At 52.4% G+C, this 23426-nt stretch carries 15 protein-coding genes; 2 read left to right on the top strand and 13 right to left on the bottom strand.

Going from position 1 to position 23426, the window contains the following annotated elements:
• Positions 1-96: 96 nt before the first annotated feature.
• The 3 genes from KP806_RS22670 to KP806_RS22660 are packed head-to-tail and all read right to left on the bottom strand — an operon-like array spanning position 97 to position 4581.
• Positions 97-1734, bottom strand: a complete 1638-nt coding sequence (locus tag KP806_RS22670; protein ID WP_224726030.1) for a response regulator transcription factor — start codon at positions 1732-1734, stop codon at positions 97-99.
• A 23-nt stretch (positions 1735-1757) separates the two neighbouring features.
• Positions 1758-3569, bottom strand: a complete 1812-nt coding sequence (locus tag KP806_RS22665) for a sensor histidine kinase (RefSeq protein ID WP_224726029.1) — start codon at positions 3567-3569, stop codon at positions 1758-1760.
• Entirely contained in the window at positions 3559-4581 is a 1023-nt protein-coding gene (locus tag KP806_RS22660; RefSeq protein WP_224726028.1) for an autoinducer 2 ABC transporter substrate-binding protein, read from the bottom strand. Before KP806_RS22660 ends, KP806_RS22665 begins: the two co-directional genes overlap by 11 nt.
• A 196-nt stretch (positions 4582-4777) precedes the next feature.
• On the opposite strand from KP806_RS22660, the gene KP806_RS22655 reads away from it, so the two are divergent.
• Positions 4778-5755, top strand: coding sequence for an AraC family transcriptional regulator (locus tag KP806_RS22655; RefSeq protein WP_224726027.1), 978 nt, complete (start codon positions 4778-4780; stop codon positions 5753-5755).
• Positions 5756-5827: 72 nt separating this feature from the next.
• Here the strand turns inward: KP806_RS22655 and KP806_RS22650 are convergent, their stop codons facing one another.
• The 5 genes from KP806_RS22650 to KP806_RS22630 all read right to left on the bottom strand — a co-directional run bounded on the left by KP806_RS22650 (position 5828) and on the right by KP806_RS22630 (position 15373).
• The gene (locus tag KP806_RS22650; protein ID WP_224726026.1) at positions 5828-7414 is read right to left on the bottom strand and encodes a GMC oxidoreductase; all 1587 of its coding nucleotides are present in this window, start codon (positions 7412-7414) and stop codon (positions 5828-5830) included.
• 141 nt (positions 7415-7555) lie between these two features.
• Positions 7556-9364: an ABC transporter ATP-binding protein gene (locus tag KP806_RS22645; protein ID WP_224726025.1), complete on the bottom strand. Its 1809-nt coding sequence runs from the start codon at positions 9362-9364 to the stop codon at positions 7556-7558.
• Entirely contained in the window at positions 9361-11100 is a 1740-nt protein-coding gene (locus tag KP806_RS22640; RefSeq protein ID WP_224726024.1) for an ABC transporter ATP-binding protein, read from the bottom strand. The genes KP806_RS22645 and KP806_RS22640 overlap by 4 nt, the downstream gene beginning before the upstream one ends.
• 13 nt (positions 11101-11113) lie before the next feature.
• Positions 11114-11545: a MarR family winged helix-turn-helix transcriptional regulator gene (locus KP806_RS22635; RefSeq protein ID WP_224726023.1), complete on the bottom strand. Its 432-nt coding sequence runs from the start codon at positions 11543-11545 to the stop codon at positions 11114-11116.
• Positions 11546-11680: 135 nt separating this feature from the next.
• Entirely contained in the window at positions 11681-15373 is a 3693-nt protein-coding gene (locus KP806_RS22630) for a glycoside hydrolase (protein ID WP_224726022.1), read from the bottom strand.
• Positions 15374-15529: 156 nt separating this feature from the next.
• Here KP806_RS22630 and KP806_RS22625 point away from each other — a divergent pair, with 156 nt between their 5' ends.
• Positions 15530-15940, top strand: a complete 411-nt coding sequence (locus KP806_RS22625; RefSeq protein ID WP_224726021.1) for a hypothetical protein — start codon at positions 15530-15532, stop codon at positions 15938-15940.
• A 46-nt stretch (positions 15941-15986) separates the two neighbouring features.
• Here the strand turns inward: KP806_RS22625 and KP806_RS22620 are convergent, their stop codons facing one another.
• The 5 genes from KP806_RS22620 to KP806_RS22600 all read right to left on the bottom strand — a co-directional run bounded on the left by KP806_RS22620 (position 15987) and on the right by KP806_RS22600 (position 23168).
• Positions 15987-16616, bottom strand: a complete 630-nt coding sequence (locus KP806_RS22620; protein ID WP_224726020.1) for a ribonuclease H-like YkuK family protein — start codon at positions 16614-16616, stop codon at positions 15987-15989.
• Between the two features lie 457 nt (positions 16617-17073).
• A complete protein-coding gene (locus tag KP806_RS22615) occupies positions 17074-18729 on the bottom strand; it encodes an extracellular solute-binding protein (RefSeq protein WP_224726019.1) in 1656 nt (551 codons plus the stop codon).
• Positions 18730-18767: 38 nt separating this feature from the next.
• Positions 18768-19667, bottom strand: coding sequence for a carbohydrate ABC transporter permease (locus KP806_RS22610; protein ID WP_224726018.1), 900 nt, complete (start codon positions 19665-19667; stop codon positions 18768-18770).
• Positions 19668-19681: 14 nt separating this feature from the next.
• Positions 19682-20656, bottom strand: coding sequence for an ABC transporter permease (locus tag KP806_RS22605; protein ID WP_224726017.1), 975 nt, complete (start codon positions 20654-20656; stop codon positions 19682-19684).
• Between the two features lie 244 nt (positions 20657-20900).
• A complete protein-coding gene (locus KP806_RS22600; protein WP_224726016.1) occupies positions 20901-23168 on the bottom strand; it encodes an AraC family transcriptional regulator in 2268 nt (755 codons plus the stop codon).
• Between the last annotated feature and the right edge of the window lie 258 nt (positions 23169-23426).

The raw sequence follows: 23426 nt of genomic DNA, 5'->3' as shown, positions 1-23426 counted from the left end.
AGGAGACTACTGTGACCTCCATGGGGGAGAATATTTGCTTTCATCCTAACGGTTGAAAAAAAGGTTCCCGCCCAATAAGGGCAAGAACCTTCTCTTCTACTGCAGCTGCTCCCGGTATTTGGAAGGCGTCTCGCCAACCGTTTGTTTAAATAAGCGGCTAAAATATTTCACATCCTGGTACCCGATCTGCGTACTGATATCGTACAGCTTTAAATTGGGATTGCTTAGCAGCTCCTTTGCCTTCGTCATCCGCAGCCCCGTAATGTAATCCAGAAGAGTCTGACCGGTTTGCGCTTTAAAATGTCTGCAAAAGTAAGACGGATTCATATGAACGTAATCGGCAATCGCTTTTATAGTCAGCTCATCGTGCAAATGCGCCGAAATCCATGCTTTCGCCAGTTCAATAACCTCCATGCTGCCGCTTTTCCTGGCTTCCCTTAACAGATGGATCAGCTCTTTCACCCGAACGTCAATCTCTTCCTTCAGCTCCGGCAAACGGGACGCTTGATTCAATCGCTGAAGTCCCTTCTCCAAAGCGGCGGTCACAGGAATGCCTTCGCGCTCGATGCCCGCAGAATGAATGAGAATATAGACATTTTTAACGATTTGCCTGATCGCCTGCGGAGAGGATTCCTTTCCCAGCAGCTCAAAAAACGTCCTCGAAAGCTCAGCCGCCTCGGCGTCGTTTACCTGTTCCACCGCCTGTCTCAGACGGACCGAGAGCTGGACAAAAGGCTCCTCCAGCATGTCCCCCGCCGGCCACACTCCCATACGAAGCTCATCCGCGCCGTACAGGCGGTCGCCGCCATGGAGCAGCCGGTAGTGCAGCAGAATTTCGGCCTGCTCTTTGGCATCGGGCAGCAAATATAAATCTTCAATAGGGCTTCCGCAAGCAACCGAAACGGTAAAAGGAGTATAAGCCGAAACCGAGGAGCGAATCCGGCGGGACAGCTCTTTTATAACCGTATTCGGCGGCTCGTTCTCTTCCGTGTTCGGCTTACCCAAATACAGCAGCACCCAATAGTTGGAATCGCCTCCCCTCCAGCACCAGCTGCACCCATTCAACTGCCCGGAATAGGTATCCGCCACTTCCGAGATCATATTTTCCAGCACATAGCCGTAAGCTGCCCAATCCTTAGAGGTGTAGCTCCCCGCTGCCGCGGACGGAGTGTCGAGGCTGACATGCAGCATGATGTACAGCCCCTTCGGAAATTCCTCCACCCAATAACCAAGGCGCGAAATATCGAGTCCCGCTGAAGTTACGTAGCTTAACAACTGGATTTGCCTTGTTGCTTTCAATTTTTCCGAAGTATGCTCCATTTCGCTCCATCTTTTGTCCTTTAACCGTTCCGCCATAATCGAAGTCCGAATTTCAGCTAACCGTTTGCGGAATTCCTCCCGGTCAATCGGCTTGAGCAAATAGTCGATCGCCCCTTCGCGAAGCGCCGTCTGTACGTACCGGAATTCATCATATCCGCTGATGACGAGAGCCCGAAAGGAATGCAGCTTCTTTCCTTCCGTAATTAAAGTTAATCCGTCCATCTCCGGCATTTTGACGTCGGTAATCAGGAGATCGATTCCTTCCTCAGAGCCGCTTAAATAATCCAATGCCTCCTTGCCGTCGGAAAGCGTGGCGACAACCTCCCATTCTTCCCCGCAACCGGTCAGAAGCCGGGCAATTCCATTCCGGAGCATTTCCTCGTCATCGACGATTAACGTTCTGATTTTTTGCATCTGTCCAAGCCTCCTTCAGACGTTCATTTCATTTCGCCGGGCCCGATGGCCGGGATGCGGATCGTAACCTCCGTCCCTATCCCATCGATACTGTGCAACTGAATCCCATATTCTTCCCCAAGCATGATCGCGATGCGGGCGTTCACGTTGCTGAGGCCGAAGCCGGAGTCCTTGTGAATGACCGATTCCGAATGAAACGAGTCCTCCATCTGCTTCAAGCGGTCGTGGTCGATGCCGGGACCGTTATCCCTGATCCGGAAGACGATATCCTCGCGCCCCGAGCGGGCGCCGAACTCCCTGGTGACGCCGATCCGGATATCCAGTGCTTTGCGGCTTTCCAAGCCGTACTTGACAGCGTTTTCAACAATCGGCTGCAAAATAAATTTAGGCGTATACAGCCGTTCGATATCCGTTTTGATAACAATCTCAAACGTTAACCGGTCCTTGAAGCGGAATTGCTGAATCGTCAAATAATTGCCGGCATGGCGCACTTCATCGGTTATGGAGACGAATTTGGATTTATTGCCGACCGAAAACCTGAGCATTTTCCCGAGCAGCGTCACCATATTCACGACCATATTCGACCGTCCTTCTTCGACCGCCATATTAATCGTTTCCAGCGTATTGTACAAAAAATGCGGATTGATCTGCGATTGGAGCGCGTACAGCTCCGCTTCCTTCTGGCGGATTTTAATATCGAAATTATTTTCGATCAGCTCGCGGATGGTGGCGACCATGGAATTAAAGCTGCGTGCCAGCATGCCGATTTCATCCTCGCTCCGAAGCCTTAAGTCCACCTGGAGCTTCCCCATCTCTACATCCTTCATCAGCTTGGACAGCGTCTTGATCGGCCGGGTCACCCTGAGCGCAAAGACGATCGAGATCACCGAGGTGATCAGCACAAAGCAAACAAAGACGACAATCGTGACATTCCTGACGAAGTCCGTTCTCTCCGTTAAATATCTTAGGGGAATACTATGGACGAGAATCCAATTATAGGCGTCATCCTGGCTTAAGCTGTAGATGATGGTCCCCGCTCCCTTGCCTTTCCGGAAGCTGCCGTTCCAAACGGGATATTTGGTTATGCTGTTGTCCCGTTTTCCAATAAGCTCCTGATTCGTGTGATAAATGATTTCCCCTTCGCCGTTCATGAGCCACAAATCCGCCTTGTTATTGCTTTCAAACTCACGCAGGATGCCGTCGATAAAATTCAGCTTTACGGCAACCAGCATCGTCGCCAGGCTTCTCCGGTTGTCCGCATCGTTAATTTGCTGCATGATCAGCAGGAACGGTTCCTTCGTCTCGAAGGAAAGATTAATCTCACTCGGAAGAATGATCCTGACTTCGCCCCGCAAATCCAGATTTTGGCCGTACGGCAGCGTGCTGTCTTCGGCATAAAGGCCGGAATACTTGACCCTTGTGCTGGAGAACAACCGGTTTTTGGAAAGAATGAATACGCCAAGAACGTCCGGGTTGCCGGTATTCAGATAGGTTCTGGCCAAGTAACTGTTTACCGCATACTGGTCCTTATTCAACGCAGACTGATTCTGGTAAGCATCCCGCCTGAGAATAGCCATCATAGAATCCGAATTGAACATGAGCGAAGGGAATTCCGTAAACTCGCGCATATGCATGTTGATGCTGGAATTGGCCTGAGACAGGAACCTCGGCATATATTCCCCGATCTGCTCCTCGATCGACTTCGTATACTGCCAATAAGACAAGACACCTAACAAGGACATGGGAATGACCGTAAGCACAAAATAAACCAGGATAAGCTTCGCGCTAAACCGGTATTTCCAAAAGCATAACCGCTCCCGCCATTTAAAAATCATATTGATCCACATTCTCCGCCGTAAAATTTAAAGGCTCCCCCATAATGACGGAGTCCCCGTACACCCGGATATTCCCTACGCTGTCAATGTTCTGGCCGTCCTCGGGACGCTTGCCTTCGAGCAGATTTTTAGCCAGTACAACCGTTAAATAACCAAGCTTCTTCGGACTCCATAGCGTTGCCATTTGTGCGGAGCCGTCATTCAAGTAATCCCGCATGAGATCCGGCGTAGATAAACCGACGACCTTCACCGCTCCGGCCCTGTCCGCCTCTCTTACGGCCTGGGCGGCTGCCGGGGGCCCGACGGATGAGATTCCGATAATCCCTGCGAGATCGGGATGATCGTTCAGGAGCTTTTGGGCGAGCGCATACGCCTTCCGGGGATCGTCGTCATTCGCCGCAATCTCTACGAGCCTCATTTTAGGGTAAAATTCGCTCTGCTGAATCTGAATCCATTTCGACCATTCATTCAGATTGGAAGCGGACAAGGCTCCCGTCATAATGGCGAATTCTCCGCGTTCGTCCGTGTGCGATGCCAGCGTGTCCATCAAGTGGCGGCCCAGCGTTTCCGGATCGACCATATTTACGAAAAACTCTCTGGCCTCCGGCACTGTATCCGCATCCCAAGTAATGACCTTTATTCCTTGTGCTCTGGCCTCCTTAAGAATCGGAAGCAGCTTCTCGGGATCGTTGGCGGATACCGCAATCGCATCCACGTTCTGTTTGATGAGCTGCCCGATGATTTCGATCTGCTTGTTCACATCGGCGATTAGAGGTCCCTCGTAGATCACCTCAACGCCTAAATCCTCTGCCGCCTCCATCGCCCCGTCCTCCGCCACGTTAAAATAAGAGATTTCAATCACCTTCGGTACGACAGCGATCGTGTACTCCTTCATTTGAGGCTGGTCCTCTTCTGACGGGGAGCTGTTAGGATCGGAGAAAATGACCCTGTATTCATCGTGAGAGCTGCCGGAGCACGCGGTCATGGCCGCAGCCAGCAGCAGCAACGCCATAAGCGGCAAACGCCATTCTTTTCTCTTGCTTATCTTGCATCCCCCCCAAACAACGATTATCTATATTTAAGCAAGTCTAACCCAGGACTATAATATCCTTTTTAAAGAAAAGACTGACCGAATCTCAGCTTATCGTTTTGAGGTTTATGATATGATAGACTTCATAACAAACGTTCTCAGGTTAGCGGGTGATGCAATGGATTCGAGCCAATTAAGATCGTTATTGCGGGAATATACGGATAAAGAAAAAGAGCTGCTGCTCAATCCGGACCTGGCATCCAATACGGACAACCATCCGTCGATCATTACAGAAGCTATATTTAGAAACGAAGAACATATCAAGATCATCAAGCACCCCCGTATAGGCAAAACACGGGAGCACCGCCATCAATATATCGAGATGATTTATGTTTTTTCCGGGCAGTGTACGCAGAGGATCCATGCTCAAGATGTCGTTATGCATGAAGGCGATATTTGCCTGCTGGATACCAATGTGACCCATTCTATTCTTCCGGTGGGAGAAAACGATATTATCATCAATATTCTGATGAGAAAGAGATATTTTAACGAGTCGCTGCTAGGCAGGCTGTCGGGCAACGATCTTCTGTCCAGCTTCCTCATCAATTCGGTTTACCAAAGCAAGGTTGAACACAATTACATTCTGTCGAGGCATGGGAAAAATTCAAAAGTCCATCAATGGGTAACCGAACTGCTGTGCGAATATTACGATAAATCGTTGTGCTCGGATGAGATAATCGACTGCTATATTATTCTTATTTTCTCGGAAATCCTTCGTGCGTACCGCTCTGCGGACTCTCATTCGGGACTTCAGAGAAACAAAGGCGTTAATATATCGGACATTCTCGCCTTCATGGAAGACCACGCGACGGATGCTTCCTTGACAGCCGCCGCCGCGCATTTCAATCTGCATCCTAACTACCTGAGCACGTTATTAAAGACGCAAACGGGTAAAACCTTTCTTTCCCACATGCAGGATATGAAAATGAAAAAGGCCTGTCTGCTGCTCAAAAATACGGATCTGAGCATTGAAGCCGTCATCAAGGAAGCCGGATACGAGAACCAGACGTTTTTTTACAAAAAATTTAAAGCCAGATTCAGCTTAACGCCGCTGGAGTACAGAAACGCACCGTTTCCCGTCAAGCATTACTTATAACATACCGATCCTCCCGCAGTACGGGAAGTAGTCCGTTCTTACTTTCATGGGGGAGAGAATTGACCTGTTGGATTAACCGGCATCAGCGTCCCTAAGCTGCCGGACGATATGATCGGCCGTGCGCATAGCCAACGCGGCGGTCGTCAAGGTGGGATTTACTGCGCCTAAAGTGGGCAAGACACTATTGTCCGCTGCATAAAGACCGGTTATGCCGTGAATTTGACCGTACCGGTCCGTTGCCGAATTGGCCGGGTCGCTGCCCATGCGGCATGTCCCCGCTTCATGGTAGTCCGCTCCGGGCGGTTGGATACAAATCGCCGGCATGCTCGCGGTGGGCGCCAACGCTCCTCCAATCGTAGAGGCTATTTGTTTAGCCTCATCGGCCAATCGGCCAATGACCGATTGGTCTTTGCTGCTGTAGGAGAAATCGACCTGAATGCCCGGAACTCCGTATTCATCCCTCCTTGAGTAGTCTAAAGTAACACGATTCTCAAATCGGGGCTCGACTCTGCCGAACATATCGCAAAGATAATCCGTTCCTCCGAACAGATACATTTGTACCTGATAAGGCCGGTTCCCGGATTGCGGAATAAGGATCGAGCCGCCCTCTTCCGGCAAAGCGTCCGTCACCTTTCCGGGCGACTTCATAAAAGAATGATTGATCAGATAATGCCCGATCGCTCTGCCCGGAATGCCGGAATTCAAAAGCAGTCGCGGAGTCTCGAGTGCGCCTCCGGAAACGACCACATGCCTGGCCTTGAGAAAATAGGTTGTTTTATCCGGCGACATCACCTTTACGCCGGCAGCTTTTCCATTCTCGGTCGTGACTTGAACGGCTCTCGCTTTGACGGCCAGATCGTATGGCCGGTGGCGCAATGCCTCTCCCAAAAATACGATGGAGCTGAACTGCCCGCGGCCAATCGCCTGGGGAAGAACGCTCGCTTCCGGGTAACCGCCTTCCCAGAGCCGGCCCAGAACGATTTGACTGCTCGGGGCCGGCGGTCCGAATTTATTAACGGCCATCACTTGCTCGGCGATGTTGTAATACGTCTCAAGCTCCTTATAAGAGATCGGCCAACCCGCTAATTCAAAGGACGGGAAACGAGGCGTAGTCGCTCCCCAGAACAGCGTTCTTCCTCCGAGGGCGTAAACGAGCCTGGCGCCGGAATATTCCGGCAATAATTTGCCGATTGGCGTCGATATTTTCGGATTTAAGAAATACTCCAGCATTTTGGACCAATCCCAAAACGTCGGGACGTTCAGGGCATGCGTCGGCAGAAGCAAATCCCCCCGTTCGATAACGCCGATTCGCATCGGGGTATTGCCGAGCTGCTCGCACAGCCTCCAGAGCGCAGCCCCTCCTCCTCCCCCCGTTCCGACGATTAGGACATCGTATTCCTTGTCCGCCATTTCCGTTAGAGGCGTAAGCGGGATCCATTGATCGATTAACCGGGCAGGTATTTCGGGAGGGCAGGAAGGGATAGCCGTTTGGTTTCGGAGGCTTGCCGTCTTATCCGGGATATGCACGTTCATACCGGCGATATTCGAGTCCGGATCGGAAATATGCCGGTTCATCAAGATCAGAGCGGACCATTCAACCCCGTATGCCTGCGCTATTTTCCAAAGACTGTCTCCGGCTGCAGCGACATGAATTTTCATCCTCCATCACTCATTTCCCAAGGCTTTGTTACATGAATATGCGGCTACCGCTTGGCAGTAAAACAAAGAACGCCTTCATCCTATTCATTAAGGTGAAGGCGGTTCACTGTTCTGCTATTGGATTTTATGTTCGGCTCAGGCTCAAATCGCCTGCATCTCTTTCTGTGCGAACTGGCTGCCGTGCAGCTCCGCATAGAAGCCCTTCCGCTCCAGAAGCTCCGCATGGGTGCCCTGCTCGATAATCTCTCCCTGATTCATGACCAGAATAAGATCGGCATTCTTGATGGTGGAGAGACGATGGGCGATCACAAAGCTCGTTCTGCCGCGCGTCATTTCCTTCATCGCATTCTGAATATTCATTTCCGTACGCGTATCTACGCTGCTCGTCGCCTCATCCAGAATAAGGATCAGCGGATCGGACAAGATGGCGCGGGCGATCGTCAGCAGCTGCCGCTGGCCTTGGGAAATGTTCGATGCATCCTCGCCAAGCACGGTATCGTACCCGTCCGGGAGCGTCCGTATGAAATCGTCGGCGTACGCAAGGCGTGCAGCGTGAACGATTTCTTCATCCGAAGCGCCTTCCTTGCCGTAGGCGATATTGTCCCGGATCGTGCCGCTGAACAGCCATGTATCCTGTAAAACCATCGCATAGCGGCTGCGAACCTGTTCGCGGGTCAGCTCCCGATAGTCGGTCCCGCCCAGCTCCAGCCGGCCTCCGTTAATCTCGTAAAAGCGCATGAGCAGGTTGATCATCGTCGTTTTGCCCGCTCCGGTAGGCCCGACGATCGCGATCGTTTGCCCTTCCTTCACATTCAGGTTCAAGCCTTTAATGATCGGTTTGCCATCCTCATAACCGAAGCTTACATCGCGAAACACGACATCGCCCTTTAAGGCTGCCAGGTCCGCGGAATTCGGCCGTTCCTCCGCCTCTTCTTCTTCATCGAGCAGAAGAAACACCCGCTCAGCCGATGCCAGCGCCGTCTGGATCATGTTCGCAATACTCGCGGCCTGAATCATCGGATGATTCAGCTGCTGAGTATATTGAATGAAAGCCTGGATATCGCCGATCCGGATGCTCCCGTTCAGGGCGAGCACGCTTCCGGCAATCGTAACGAGCACATAGCTGATATTGCCGATAAACGTCATCATCGGCATCATCAAGCCGGAAATGAACTGCGCTTTCCAGCCGGCCTGATACAGCCGGTCATTCATCCCGTCAAAGTCATCGATCGACTTCTGCTCGTAACCGTATGCTTTGACTACCTGATGGCCGCTGTACATCTCTTCGATATGTCCGTTAACCCGGCCCAGCTCCGCCTGCTGATTGATGAAATACTTCTGGCTCCTGGTCATGATGAAGCGGATCACGAGCCCGCTTAACGGAAGGCTCACGCAAACGACCAAGGTAAGCAGCGGGCTGATGACCAGCATCATTATAATCGTGCCGAGAATGGTGACCGTTGAGGTGATCAGCTGCATCAAGCCCTGCTGAAGCGAATTGTTGATGTTGTCAATATCGTTGACCGCCCTGCTGAGCAGCTCGCCGTGCGGATGGCGGTCAAAGTAGCGGAGCGGTAGACGGCTCAGCTTCTCATTCACTTCGCGCCGCATGCCCGCAATCGTACGCTGGGCTATGCCGGCCATCGTATACTGCTGCAAGTAGGAGAACATCGCAGATAACAAATAAAGTCCAACCAGCCATAAAAGCAATTTGCCCAATTGATCGAACTCCACCCTCGTTCCGTTCATGAAGCTGTCGAACAGCGACGATGTCGCATCTCCGAGCAGCTTGGGGCTAATGATGCTGAACAAGGTGCCCAGCAGCGCCATAACGGCAACCGCGATCAGCTTCATTCGCTGCGGCTTCAAATAGCCAAGCAGGCGAAGCAGCGTTTTTTTGAACTCCTTCGGCTTTTCCCTCATCGCCGGGCCCTTCTTCTGGTTGATCATGCGCTTTCCTCCTCAGTCTGCTGGGAAGCAGCAATTTCCTGGTACACCTTGTTTGTCGCCAGCAGCTCGTCGTGCGTGCCTTTTCCGACAACGCGCCCTTCGTCCAGCACGATGATCTGATCCGCATGGACAACCGAGCTGACACGCTGGGCTACCATAACAACGGCTGCATGGCGGGACGCTTCCTTCAATGCTTCACGCAGCCTTGCATCGGTCTTGTAATCCAGCGCCGAGAAGCTGTCGTCGAACAGATAGAGGGCCGGCTTGCGTGCAAGCGCCCGCGCAATGGACAGCCTCTGCTTCTGGCCGCCCGACAAATTGCTTCCCGCCTGGCTGATTTCCGACTCTGCGCCGCGCTCCATCGCGTTAACGAAATCCTTCGCCTGGGAGATGCGAAGCGCATCCTCCAGCACCTGGTCATCCACAGGACCGTTTCCGAATCTGATATTTTGCGCAATCGTACCGCGGAACAGCATCGCCTTCTGCGGCACATAGCCGATGAGGTCTCTTAGCTCCTTCTGCGGCCACTGCCGGACATCCCTTCCGTTCACCAGCACCGAGCCGGTCTCGGCATCGTAGAAACGGGGGACCAGCTGCAGCAGCGTCGTTTTTCCGGCTCCGGTACTTCCGATAATAGCCGTCGTCTCTCCCTTGTTCACCCGGAAGGACACCCGCTCCACGGCCGCTTTTTCAGCTCCGGTATAACGGAATGCAACATCCTTGAATTCCAGGATGGGAGCCGCTTCGGAAGCCGTTTGGTCCTGATTGCCGCCGCTTGGAGAATCTTGAATCGACGAGCTCACCTGCAGCACCTCGTTAATTCTTCGCGCCGAAGCCTGAGCCCGCGGAATCATAACCATCGCCATGGACAGCATAATCAGGGAAAAAAGTATCATACCCGCATATTGCAGGAAAGCCATCAGATTGCCGACCTGCATTTCCCCTTGATCCAGACGCACGGCGCCGAACCATACGATCGAGACGTTCGTGAAATTCATAACCAGCATCATAATCGGGAATAATACCGCCATAATTTTGTTCACCTTGATGCCGGTATCCCGGTAATCCTCGTTCGCCTCATGAAAGCGCCGCTTCTCGAATTCGCCCCGGTTAAACGCCCGGATCACACGCGTGCCGATCAGCGCTTCGCGAAGCAGCAAATTGAGCCGGTCGGTCTTGGCCTGAAGCGAGCCGAATAAAGGAATCGCAACACGTACGATTAGAAAAATAGCGAGAGCCAGAACAGGCAGCGAGGCCAGAAAAATGAGCGACAGCTTGGCGTCCCGCGACACGGCGAGAATTATGCCTCCCAGCAGCATCATCGGCGCCCTCGTCATCATGCCTAGCATCATATTCACGACATCCTGCACCTGCCGGATATCGTTCGTCGTGCGAGTAATCAGTGAAGAAGTGCCGAACCGGTCAAACTCCTGCAGCGACAACCCCTCCGCCTTGACGAACAGCTTCCGGCGGACATCCCGGCCAAAGCCTGCCGACACCCGCGAGGTCAGGTAGGAAACGACGATCGTCAGCCCGGCGGCGAGCAGCGCGCATACCAGCATCCAACCGCCGGTGCGGAGAATGTAGGGCATATCCTCTCCGGCGATGCCGGTATCGACAAGGTCCGCCATCAACGTCGGCAGATAGAGCTCCAGCATGATTCCGGCCAGCATAAGCGTGACAATGAGCACAATCGATCCCCGGTACGGTCCTAATTGCTTGAGTAAAGTTTTCAACTCTCAGCTCTCCTTATTTGAACATTTTCTCTTCGAAATAATCCATGGCAAGGTTCATCAGCTTCGCCAGCTGACGGCTGTCTTCCTCGCCTAACCGGTCAGCCAGTCCCTCATAAAATTTGTGGATATGGCGCTCAATATTTTCCGCATCCTTCATGCCTTTCTCCGTCAGCGTAATATGAACGCTTCTGCGGTCCTGGTCGTTTTTGTTACGAAAAATAAGCCCGCTTTCCTCCATGCTGTTGAGCAGCTGCGTCACGAACGGCGAAGAGACTCTGAGCAAGTTGCTCAAATCGCGGACCATCATTCCCTCCGGTTGAGCGCTCTTCAAAATCAGCAGCGTCCGGGCCTCGTTCATCTTGTGATCGGAATAAGCCTTCTCTTCGTACTCCTTGCGGTGAAGCCGGTGGAACACCTCGATCAATTCCTGTACATCTGTGCGCATATCGCTTGCTCCCTTTCAGCGGTTAAATAGATAAGTAATTTACTTATCTAAATTATAAAGCAATCGCACATCGTTTTTCAAGGGCAAAAAAAACAGACGACCGCTCGGATCGTCTGTTCTTCATTGCATCTGGTATTACTCGGCTGACGCCGCTTTCTCGATTTTGATCCAGCTGATCATCGGCTTGGAGCCGCCGGCTTTGACCGCTTTTACTGCCAGCTCGCCGCCGCTCACGCTGATGTTATCGAACACCTTTGCTTCCCGGCTGGAGCCGATGACGTATCCGGACAGCTTCGTTTCACCGTTGACCGTCACGTTCATCACCCGGTCGCTTGCCTTCCACGGATCGAAAAATCCGACCGTTACCTTATAGGTACCATCAGGCACCTGAAAACGATAACCGATGCCTTTGCCATTCTCGTTCCCGTCATACTGCCGGATCGTTTCGTAGGCATCCGTAGGACTTGTATGCGCCCATGTCTGATTGCCGTCAGCTTCATAACCCCACATCATTCCCGTAACGGGATCGCTGCCATACGGCTGCTCCTCGAGAGACTGGTACGCTCCGAGCTCCTCCCCGTTCTCGGTCTGCTGAGGCGTTCCGTCTCCGGCATCCACGTAATAGAGGACCTGCCCCAAGCTTCCGCGCGGTGTCGCCTCGACTGGAGACGACTCCGCTCTTCCGCCGCTTCTGACCGCAATGACTTTGAAGGAATAAGTGACATCGTTATCAAGTCCTGTCACCATCGTCGTTCTGGCGCCCGCTGCCATTTCCACCGCATCGGATTCGTCTCCGCCCGCAGCCGAGTATCGGATCAAGTAGGAGTCCGCTCCGTCTACTTCGCTATACTGCAGCGCTACCGAACGATCGCCTTCCTTTACCTGATAAATTTCCGGCTTGCTGCTTAATTGACTCGCATCACGCGACACCTTCAAATAAGAGAATTCCGCGTCCGCCCAGCTGTGCAGACCGATGCGGCCGCTCGTATAAACCGTGTCCGTCAGGTCGAAAATCTTTTTGTCGTCGATAAATGCCTGAATGCGCTTCCCGTTCAGCCGGACCTCCAGCTTGTACAGCTCGCCCAGCTTCGCCGAGAATGGAACAGGGGAAGCCAGATTTTGGCCGTCTCTGCGGATGACCAGCGCACCGTTCTCAAATCCGAACCAATATCCGTTCGAATGGCTGCTGCCGCGGAAAGCGATGCCCCAGTCGGCTCCCGCCGTCGCGTGCTTGGCCGCTGCCGTAAGGGTGCCGTCGACGATCCGAGCCTGATCGACGCTCAGCTCCCCTTGCGCATCCCCGCCGGAGGCATGCTTCAGAAGTCCGTCTTCGATCAGCCATTTGCCTACATTTTGCTGATAGCGGGTCATGTCATTTTTGCTGAAATCATCCTCCAAAAGAACTTCCTCGCCGTTCGGCGTAACCATAACTTCCGTATAAGCGGTCCCGGCTCCGCCTTTGCCTACCGTGGCAACGCGGACGACAAGCGGTGTGCCATTCGTTAATCCCGTCAGATCGGCCTCATTAGTGTCGACTTGAATTGCAGCGTGGCTCAAAGCACCGGAAACCGCTGTAACGGTATATCCGGCTGCCCCTTCCACCGCAAAAAATTCAAGGTGCGCCCTTTGATCTCCCGGTATGACCATAATTTTACCTGGAGCCGGAACATCGGCCATGACCTCGAACGGCTGCGAAGGGGAGCTGATTTCGCTGCCGTCCACCGCTTCGACGACTCCGTAGTAGGTCGTCCCGTTCACGAGCCCGTCCACTTGAATCACGCCGCCGGCAGCCGTCTGCTCGCCGGTATACTGTCCGGGCTGGACACCGTAGCGAACGCGATAGGCGGGAACGCCGGCCTCGGCCGTGAAGTTTACCGTAAAGCCGCCATCTGTGCCGACTGCCGCTGCATCGGATGGCGCCAGCAGCTGCGGCGCCGCATTTACGCGTTTCGACGGCGGCCCGAACCCGTTCAGGTTGCCGGCCCGAATGGTGATCGCGTAGCTTTTGCCGTTTTCCAGACCGTCAAGCACAAACGAATCTTCCGGCATATTCGCGAAGACGCGCTCCTCGGTTTTACTGCCTGTCTTGTAGCTTACTTCATACTCCGCCGCTCCCTTCGGAGCGTCAAATTCGATTTTCAGCGCTTTATTAAGCGGGGTGACAGCCTTTACTTCCGGAGCCTCCGGCTTTTTGTTCGACTTCACCAAATCGCCGTTCAGCGTCACGACGGAGCGTGCGGGAACGACCGTTTCGAACGTTCCGTCCGCTTGGACCGCTGTATCCTGGCCTCTTGCGAGATCCTTATCGGCGGAAGTGATATACGGCTTCATGACACTGACGCTTTCCTGTTTGCCGATTCCGTCCAGCTGAACCTGAATGAGCTTGTCCTCCGTGCTGTCGTTGACCAGGACGGCTGTGACGGTCTTTTCTCCATCGTGCTTGTAAGCCGATCCGAGCAGTCCGCTTCGCGCTTGCTCATCCAGCCCCGTTAAGGCGATGCGATCGGCACCCGGACGGATGAATTTGCTGTAATTTCCGAGCGCCCACAGCATTTTGGATGGCAGAATGTTTTGATCGTCCCCCGGTTGATTAAAGTCCGTATAGATCAGGCCGTCCTTATAATCCTCCTTGGAAACCGCCGTCCACCATTGCCATGCCGAAGCGTTGGCCCGTGCCAGATCGAAGTGAATCGTTCTGGCGACGACAAGCGCGGGATCGATGCCGAGATCGCGGCCCGGCCCGTAGGCACCTAGAATGCAGTACTCGCTCATCCAATAGATGACGTCTTCGCCGTACTTTTTCAGATTGGCGCTCAGCAAATCCCGCAGCAGACCGAGACGGTCGTCGCCCGGATTGCTGTAATCGGACCAGTAGGAATGGGAAGCTATTTTATTGCCGATCGCTTCCTTGAGCTCCGGGTCTCCGAGCAAATCCTTAATATATTCGCGGTACTTGCCAACCCCCAGGCTGTTCGCGCCGCCGTTGTACCGGTCCTGGTTAGAGAACGTCTTAAAAACTTCGTCATCCAGAAGCGCGGTGATCTCCACTCCGTCCGGTGCGCTGATTTTCGACGAAAGTCCTTTTTCCTGCAGCTGCCGGTAAAGCTCCAATACAACCCGTTTAATATCGTCGTTATTATAGCGGTTGCCTTCTTGTCCGGCTTTGTTCCAATCCCAGGTCGGTTCGTTGATCGGGCTGATATAATCGAACCCAAGGCCTTCATTCTCGAAATGCGCCAGCACATCCGTCAAATAGGCTGCAAATTCGTCCTCGTAGCCTTCTTTCAGGTTCGTGGAGCCGACGGTAGAATCCGGCTGGGCATGACCGTTCTTCGTCATCCATACCGGCGGGCTGTTCACGAAGCCGATCAGCGTGTCGACGCCTCTGTCCTTGGCTGCCTGCAGAAACCACTGCTGTCCCGCCTGCTTGCTCCAATCGTAGGCCCCGTCTTCCGTCTGTTTGAACGCTTCCGCGCGCCGCCAAGGGTTCGTAATAATGTCTTGATCCGTTTCCGTGGAGCCCGCTCCGATATTGAAGCGCCAGGCGGACAAGCCGATTCCTTTATCTCTGGAAAATAAAAGGTCCGCGACTTTCGCTTTATTTTCCTGCGTCCAATACTTGCCAAGCTGCTCCATCGACCAGGCGTCGGATGCGCCGAAGTTATCAATTTTCTGGAATTTCTCAGATGCGTCGATCGTAATGACGGCGTCATAGGTCTTGCTTTCCGTCGCCTCCGAAGCTGCGAAAGCCGTACTGCCGTATAGAGAAATCGAAAGCATGCTTGCGAGAACCGCGGCTGTGTATTTTTTCATCAAGGCACGTTTCAATGGGTGTTGCCTCCTTCTAGAGGGATAGTTTTGGTCAAAATGCGATAAGCTGACGGACACCTCCTCTCGAACCATCCAAGCGGGAATTTTTTGTTGTAAAGGGTTTCATGAAACCGGTTACTTAATAGGCCAAAAAAAGAGGATACGCCTTCCTCAATGTTTTCTGAAAGGGTTCCGCTTTTTGATTTTACTTTACTCTATATGAACTCTGCATCCTACTTTTCTCCTAAAATGGTTCATCCGCACTCATTAATATTGTCTCATTCTGTCACCGGCTTCGACAAACAGGATCGATTTGTACGATATGTACATGAAAAAGAAAGGAAGAGAACGAATATGCAACTGTCCGCTCCAAAAACGGACCCCAGAATTATACGCAGCAAAACGGCGCTAAGGGAGGCGCTGCTCCGGCTTATGGCCCAGATATCATTCTCCGCCGTTACGGTCACCGATATTGTTGATCTTTCACTGGATAGAGAGCGGTTACGCACACTCTCCGGCTTACATGCAGGAGCAGCTGGTGAAGATCCTGTTTCAACGGCCGTCGAGCGCGAAGCTGACCATTAAAACAAACACTTAGATCTGCGATGAAATAAGTCATTCATACGCATACTTATATTTGGGCATAGCCCTTGATATTGTCGGCATGGGACTCATCGGTTTGCTTCTTCCCGGCTTCATAACCGCGGAACGGTTTCTTCGTGTACCGGTTGGAGACGGAGGAGGCTACGATAGCTTCAGGTTTAACTCTTGCCTCCATTCCCATCGCTTCGATCCGCCCGACCATATCCGCCACAAATGCCGCCGTGACGTTTCGTTTTATATCGGTGCCCGCATCGATGTCGATATACATGTTTAACTCTGCGCCTTGATAAACATACGGCATGACGATATCCTCCAGCACCGCTCGTTTCGTATGATCAAAATACATCGCGATCTCCTGGCTCAGTGACGTCTCCATGCTGAGCTTCTCATGCACCGATTCGATTTTGCGGGGAATGATGACCTGGCGGTAACAGAACCAGGCGCCGCGGCCGGGCCGGATAATCACGATCGACGTAATGAATTTCGTATGGCCGGCGTGTACCTGAGCGTCCGTGCCGATGACCAGCTGAAACGCCGCGCGGGGATCCTTGCTCATGAAGCTTTGTATCCGAGCGAACACCTCTTCAAGCGCCATATTCTGTTCGGAAACATTTCGAAACACATTCTCATGAATCAGGGGGATTGATCGTCTTTTCATAAGGTTCACCTGCCAAAATCGGCTTCATCCTTCCTTTTATCATTTGACTGCACAGATAGGTTTCCAAGCGTAAACGGCTGTCGCCGTCCTTTGGCGGCAAAAGCAAAGAGCTATCTGCCCGCCTTTCCCTCATGCAGTCATGTGAAGGGAATGTGCGGTGGAACAGATAGCTCCTTGAACGCATATAGGCAAATCTTCGTACCAATGCTACAGGAATCGTTACCGGCATCCCGCCGCTCCGAAGACCGAACCTCTAATTTCAATAATCGGCTATCCATTCGTATCACTCCTTGCTGCATCTCCACGTTTCTCCAATACCTTTCAAGCATATGTCTATTGTCCCTCATCTTATTCACCCCGCGGTAAAATGGATTGTATTTTAGCCCCGGCTTTCGGATCTTTTTCGGCACAAAAAAAACGCAGCCGGAAACGGCTGCGTTTTCTAAGATTTCTGCGATTAACGGAATTGGCCCGCGTCGATCGCTGCTTGCTTCTCGTCAAGAATTTCTTGATAGCCCGCTTCCAGGTACGTCTTCTTCGCCGCCTCGTAAGTCGCATCGAACTCCGCTTCCGGAGCGAGAACGATCTTCACGTACAGCTCCTGGAACAGCGAGTTCAAGTCGGCTTTGTACTCGTTCACCTTCTCGAGAACGATGCTGAACAGGGCGTCCGGCGTACGGAATTCCGCCGTCTTCTCGTAGTTGGCCACAAGCTCCTCGGCCAAATACTCGTAGCCTGGAGGACTCCAGTTGCGCAGATTAGCCTTGAGAGTAAGGGCCGGATCGCCATATTCCGCGATTTCGGTCACAAGCGCCCAGTAGTCCTTGTTGTTGTTCTGAGCGAGAACGGATTCGCCTTTGAAATCCGGATTTTTCAGAGCGATGCCTTCGGCGTCAAGCGTATAGTTCTGGCCTTCGACGCCATTTTGCAGGAAGAACAGGTTTTCCGGCTGGCTCATCCATTCGAGATACATCCAGACGGCTGCACGCTCCATGTCGGAAGACTCGTAATTGATGCCCATAATAAATCCGAACGGCCAGTAAGCGCGCCCTTGCGGTTTATTTCCTTCCGGAACCCCGGCCCCGATCGGCATCACGGCAAATTCCGCTTCCGGGTTGTTTTTCAGCGTCGCGGAGAACAGATCCGTATTGTTGGTGAGATACAGCCCGTAAGTGCCGGTTTTGCCCGCAACGAACTCGGCTTTCACCTTGTTGTCGTCGTCGCGAAGATAAAATTCCTTGTCGATCAAGCCGTTATTGTACTGGTAGTTCAAATTGCGCAAGAAACGTTCGCTATCGGCGCTTGTCAAATCCGCTACCCCGAGATCGGAATAAAGCGCGCGGTATTTCGGATCTACCGGCCATTCGCGGAACGCATAGTTAAAGTTGTAGTTGTTTTTGAGCAAGGAAGATCCCGCAGTACCGAGTCCGGCTTCCTTCCATTTGGCGAGCATTTCGTTATACTTCTCAAGGGAGGTCAGATCCTCCATCTTCATGCCGACCTTCTCAACCCAGTCCTTGCGGATCAGCGACACGTAGTTGTCTGCATTCGGACGCGCCGCGAAGAAAAATGTGTTTTTGCCGTCTACCGTACCGTACTGCTTCATCGTATCGCCCATTTTGCCCCAGTAAGTTGGCGCATAGTTGGCGATTTCCTCCCAGTCCAGCTCCTGCATGACGTCTTCGCCGTAGTAGTTCAGCGCTTGCGGCATATCGTAATGGAAGATGATGTCCGGCGCTTTACCCGAAGCCAGCAACTGCTCAAAGTCCGTTACTTCGCTGCTGCGCGTAATCGGCACAAATTTGACGGTGACGTTGTGCTTGTCGCCAAATTCCTTCTGAATCCAGCGGGTATAGAAGTTGTCGGTGACGTTCCACCCTTCAAAGGCACGCTCGTAAACCGGGATCTCGAGGGTAACGTTTTCATGGAAGCCGCCCGAGTAGTCCGGATACCCGTCCTTCTGGCTTTCGGCTCCGGTACTGTTGCCGGACGAAGTCGGCTGCGCGGAGCTTTGTTCATTATTTCCGTTGCCGTTATTGCTCGTGCAGCCGGACAGAATGCCGCCGACGATGAATAAAGCCGTTAAAGCGGATAAGATTCTCTTTTTGCCCATCGCTTTTTTCCCCCAAATAAGTATTTTCGTTTTCCTTGTTATTCCTTGACGGCCCCCAGCATAACACCCTGGACAAAATACTTCTGGATGAACGGATATACGCAGAGGATCGGAAGCGTCGCGAATACGACGCATGATGCTTTGAGTACCTCGGGATTGCTCAGCTGAACCTGCGTAGCCTCGAGCTGAAAGCTTTCGCTCGCCTGAATAACCAGGTAATACAGCTTAAGCTGCAGCGGCCGCAGATCTACCTGCTGCTTGATATAGAACAGCGCGTCCTGGTACGTATTCCAGCGTCCTACCGCGTAGAATAGCGATAAGGTTGCGATGATCGGCTTGGAGAGCGGAATGACGATGTTCCACAAAATGCGGAAGTGTCCCGCCCCGTCAATTCGGGCCGATTCCTCCAGGCTCACCGGAATGCTGCTGGAAAGCGCAGTTTTCATAATCAGCAGATTAAACGCGCTGAATGCCGACGGCAAAATAAGCGACCATATGGTATCGAGCAAGCCTAGATTGTTCACGAGCATGTATTCGGGAATAATGCCGCCGCCGAAGTACATTGTGAACATAAAGATGATCGTCAGCGTCGTTCTGCCCTTTAACTGCTTGCGGGATAAGGGATAGGCGGCGCATATCGTGATCACCATGCCCAAAATCGTAAACAGGACCGTCACGATGACCGATACATACAAGGATCGCAAAATGCTGTCATCGGCTAGAATCTTGTGATAGGCCTCCAAATTGAAACCTACCGGCCAAAGAAATACTTTGTTAGCGATTACATAAGCGTCCTCGCTAAGCGATTTCGAAACCACGTGAATGAACGGCAGCAAGCAAGCCAGCGAAGCGACAAGTACAGTGAGGTGGATCAGCACATCCCAACCATCAAAGCGCTGTCTACGCCTAACGGCAAGATTGCCGGTGGATGCTTTCATGGTACACCTCCTTTCTAAATCAATCCGTCTTCTCCAAGTCTCTTGGCAATCCGATCGGCCATGATCACCAGCACAAGCCCGATAACGGCCTGGAACAGTCCGAGCGCGGTCGCGCTGCTGAAGTTCCCGCTTTCGATCCCCCACCGGTAGACAAGAACCGGAATGGTCGTCGTATACTCCGTGGTAGCCTTGTTCTGCAATGCGAATACCCGCTCGAACGAGCCCTCCATGATTTTGCCGAGGTTCATGATCAGGAGCGTCACGATCGTCACCCGAATCGAAGGCAGCGTGACATTCCACACCTTCCTCCAGCGCCCCGCACCGTCGACAATTGCAGCTTCGTACAGCTCCGGATTAATGCTGCTGATCGATGCAAGGTAGATGATCGTCCCCCATCCCATGCTCTGCCAAACGCCAATGGCAAGGTAGCTGACCAGCCAATGGGCATCCTTCTGCAGGAACGGCACCCGATTTCCGCCCATCATTTCAATGAGATTATTGACCGCGCCGTTGCCTAAGCTGAGCAGCTGGTAGGCAATCGCGCCAATTATGATCCACGACAGAAAGTGCGGCAAATAAAGCAGTGTCTGATTGGCGCGCTTGAATTTGACGCTTTTGATCTCATTAAGCAGCAGCGCAACCACGATCGGCATCGTGAAGCTGAATACCAGGTCAAGGCCGTTCAGCAGAAGCGTGTTGCGTACCGCCCGGATGAAATCGTGTCTGGCGAAAATTTCCTGAAACACTTCAAAGCCGACCCAATCGCTGCCCCAGAACCCCCTTGCGATTTTGTAATCCTTAAAAGCGAGCACGAGCCCGGTCATCGGAGCGTATTTGAATGCCAGCACAAAAGATAAAGGCAGCATCAACAACAGATAAAGCTGCCAGTCCCGCCGCAAAAAATACGCCGTACCGCGCTTCGCCGCTTCTGCTTTTTTCACGCCCGTTATAGAAATTTTTCTTTGATTTGAAGCGCTTTCAACTTTCACATTCTCACCTCCTGGCGATTGACTTCCTCGGACTGTTTAGCGGCACCGGACCATCGGCGAGGATGTGCTCATCTTACCCCGGCTTCCTCCGAAACGTAAATCGTGACTATTGATTACTCCCGTCATTTTTGATTAAAAGCCCGCCGTTTTGCGGTTTTTCCACTACATTTAATCAATTTTGAATGCATGGAGCAAAAATAAAGCTGCCTCAAGCTCCGAATGGCCTGGACAGCTTTGCAAGCGTTTACGAGGTTCGGGACTTCAACGCCTTGTAGCTGCTCGGAGGCATTCCCTCATACTTGCGGAAAAACCGGTTAAGACTCTGTACGTTGAAATAACCGACCTCGGAGGCGATCTGCATAATCGTCCGGTCCGAATTCAGCAGCAGCTGTTTCGCCTTCTGGATTCGCAGATGATTGGTGTAGTCGATCAAGCTTTTGCCCGTTAAGTCGAATACGATCTTGCGCATATAGGAATAACTGATGCCGATCTCCTTCGCCATCTCTTCGAACACGATCTCCTCGCAGAAATGCTCTTCCAGATACCGGATGATCCGCTCCCCATGGTTGATTTCTACAGGATGCCGCACCAGGTACTGCACAATCTCGCTAAAAAATTCGCGCAAATAATCCTCGAGCTCGTCTAGCGTGTCCAGGGAAGCGATGGCCGAATAAATATTTCCCCGCCCCGCAAAAATACGCGATGTACTGACGTTTTTCTCTCTCAGATGCTTAATGGTGACGCCTGCCAATTGGTTATAGATGAACAAAATATTATCGTAAGAAATAGATTCGACGGAATGAATCTCGCTTCGGATGTTATCCAGCTCTTGAAAAATGCTGTCCAGATCGACGAGATCCAGGAAATTCATAATTTTGCTTTCGCTGTGGGCCGGATAAATATATTTTTTGTCGCGGTCGATCTCCTCCTTCGAGAAAAAGATGCACCCGCTGCCTTCGATCATGCGCCGCTTGATAACTTCCGTGGCTTCCGCCAATTGCTCCGAAACCATGGAGCCCGATTCGCCCCGGCCGCTTACGCCGATGGTTACGGAATGGCCAAGCCATTCCAAGGCAGCGTCTCTGATCTGTACGAAAGCTCCATTCATTCCGTCGAATCCTTTCTCAAGCTCGGCTTGCCCGAAATTGATGACGATTGCGAAGCTGCCCTCGCCCTGATAAACGCACCGCGCCGCAATGCCGTCCGGGAATGAGCTCTCGCATTTGGAGGTAAGGAGGTATCGGTGATAGCTGCGCGTTTCCGGATTACTCTTGCTTACGTATTGCCTGTAACGGTCAATGGAGACGACAGCAACGGTGTAATAGCGTTCCGGAAGCATCTCGGCGATTTCTTTCGCGACCTCCCCTCTCAGCAATCGATGGATTGCGAGGCTGCGGGCATCCTGCTGGCGTTCTTGCAGAAGGGCGTACAAGCCTTCCTCCTCTTCCTGCATTCTCCTGAACGCGGCATCCAGGAACACGAGCTCATTTTGGTTCGTCACGCTCAAGCTGCCGCGCTCGCGCACGGCCCGGACAAGCTTACGCAGCGGTTTGGACAACCAGGTTGCGAGGAAGACGGAAAGTACGGTCCCCGCGAAAATAATAATAGCGGTAATCCAGAAAATGCTGCGCTGCATCGTGTGAGTTTTGGTCATCAGCTCGTCCATCGAGTAGATGTTTATGTTCCACCACCCGAACGCACGCGAGCGGGTCCATGTATATAACAGGCGCTCCCCCTCGAGCTCATGAAACGCATACCCCTCCTTTGACGGGCTTTGCAGGATCCCTTGAAGGTGAGGCAGTTCGCTGCCGTTCGTCAGCAGAAGCGCCTTGTCGTTATGCGAGATGATAGTTCCGTCCGGCTTCATAAGCATATAGCCTTGTTCGCCTTGTTTGGAAGAACGCAAGTAATTTCCGATCTGGCTCTCCTGCACATTCACAACGATCGTACCGCGCGTCGTCGTCGACAACCGGTTTAAAGGGAGGACGTACGAGATGACATGGACCCCCGAGCTCATCCTGCGGGGATACCAGACGCCGCCGATTCCTCTTCGTCCGGTAAGCGCTTCCTCGATCCATCCGGTCGGCTCGTACCGCTCCAGCTTGGTAATGCCTTTGTCGGTCGAAACGACGTAATCCCCGCCTTCCAGCAAGAAGTAGGAGGAGTATACTCCGTCTCCCCGGCGGTTCAGGTTTACGAGCTCCCTTAATACCGACAATGCGGTGCTCATATCGTTATAGTCGGCACTGAGCTTGGCATACGTTTCGAAATTGCGGATCCGGTCAAAAATTTTGCTTGCGGTCAGCCTCACCACATCCTGGGCAAGGCTGTTAAGTGCTTTTTCGTTCAGCTCGCGGCTTGCGTTCAGTCCCGCTAGTGAAGACTCGCCAATGGCACTTTCCGAATTCGTCATGATTTCCTTACCGCTGTACCAGGTGAGTATAGCCGTCGGGACGGCCATTACACAGAACAGGATAAGCGTCAGCTGCAGCATCATCGGATATCGTTTCATAGGGCCCCTTCTCTCTCTTCGCAGATGGACAATTTGAATCGAATCTAAGCTGGATTACATGGCCGCATAGTAAGCCGCCGGCAGGTTGAAAGCGCTTTTATTTCATCGTAGAGCCGTGCTCAAAAAAGGAGTCAGCGTCGTATCGATTATACACCGATTCCATTTTTAGGAACCATTAAAAATCCGACTTGTTACCACAATAATCCGACTTTTCGGATGCTCCAATCCTTACTGAAAAAAAAGCTCTGATCATCAAGG

It is taken from the genome of Paenibacillus vietnamensis, assembly GCF_020169515.1.
GTDB classification, from domain to species: domain Bacteria; phylum Bacillota; class Bacilli; order Paenibacillales; family Paenibacillaceae; genus Pristimantibacillus; species Pristimantibacillus vietnamensis.
Note: the sequence above shows the minus strand (reverse complement) of the source record. Positions and strands in the feature narration are given on the sequence as shown.

Excerpts from the sequence above, each read along its gene's own strand:
- KP806_RS22615 (WP_224726019.1), bottom strand. The coding sequence starts at position 18,729 with ATGGGCAAAAAGAGAATCTTATCCGCTTTAACGGCTTTATTCATCGTC.
- KP806_RS22665 (WP_224726029.1), bottom strand. The coding sequence starts at position 3,569 with ATGATTTTTAAATGGCGGGAGCGGTTATGCTTTTGGAAATACCGGTTT.
- KP806_RS22610 (WP_224726018.1), bottom strand. The coding sequence starts at position 19,667 with ATGAAAGCATCCACCGGCAATCTTGCCGTTAGGCGTAGACAGCGCTTT.
- KP806_RS22650 (WP_224726026.1), bottom strand. The coding sequence starts at position 7,414 with ATGAAAATTCATGTCGCTGCAGCCGGAGACAGTCTTTGGAAAATAGCG.
- KP806_RS22645 (WP_224726025.1), bottom strand. The coding sequence starts at position 9,364 with ATGATCAACCAGAAGAAGGGCCCGGCGATGAGGGAAAAGCCGAAGGAG.
- KP806_RS22625 (WP_224726021.1), top strand. The coding sequence starts at position 15,530 with ATGTTTTCTGAAAGGGTTCCGCTTTTTGATTTTACTTTACTCTATATG.
- KP806_RS22670 (WP_224726030.1), bottom strand. The coding sequence starts at position 1,734 with ATGCAAAAAATCAGAACGTTAATCGTCGATGACGAGGAAATGCTCCGG.
- KP806_RS22635 (WP_224726023.1), bottom strand. The coding sequence starts at position 11,545 with ATGCGCACAGATGTACAGGAATTGATCGAGGTGTTCCACCGGCTTCAC.
- KP806_RS22655 (WP_224726027.1), top strand. The coding sequence starts at position 4,778 with ATGGATTCGAGCCAATTAAGATCGTTATTGCGGGAATATACGGATAAA.
- KP806_RS22660 (WP_224726028.1), bottom strand. The coding sequence starts at position 4,581 with ATGGCGTTGCTGCTGCTGGCTGCGGCCATGACCGCGTGCTCCGGCAGC.
- KP806_RS22600 (WP_224726016.1), bottom strand. The coding sequence starts at position 23,168 with ATGAAACGATATCCGATGATGCTGCAGCTGACGCTTATCCTGTTCTGT.
- KP806_RS22620 (WP_224726020.1), bottom strand. The coding sequence starts at position 16,616 with ATGAAAAGACGATCAATCCCCCTGATTCATGAGAATGTGTTTCGAAAT.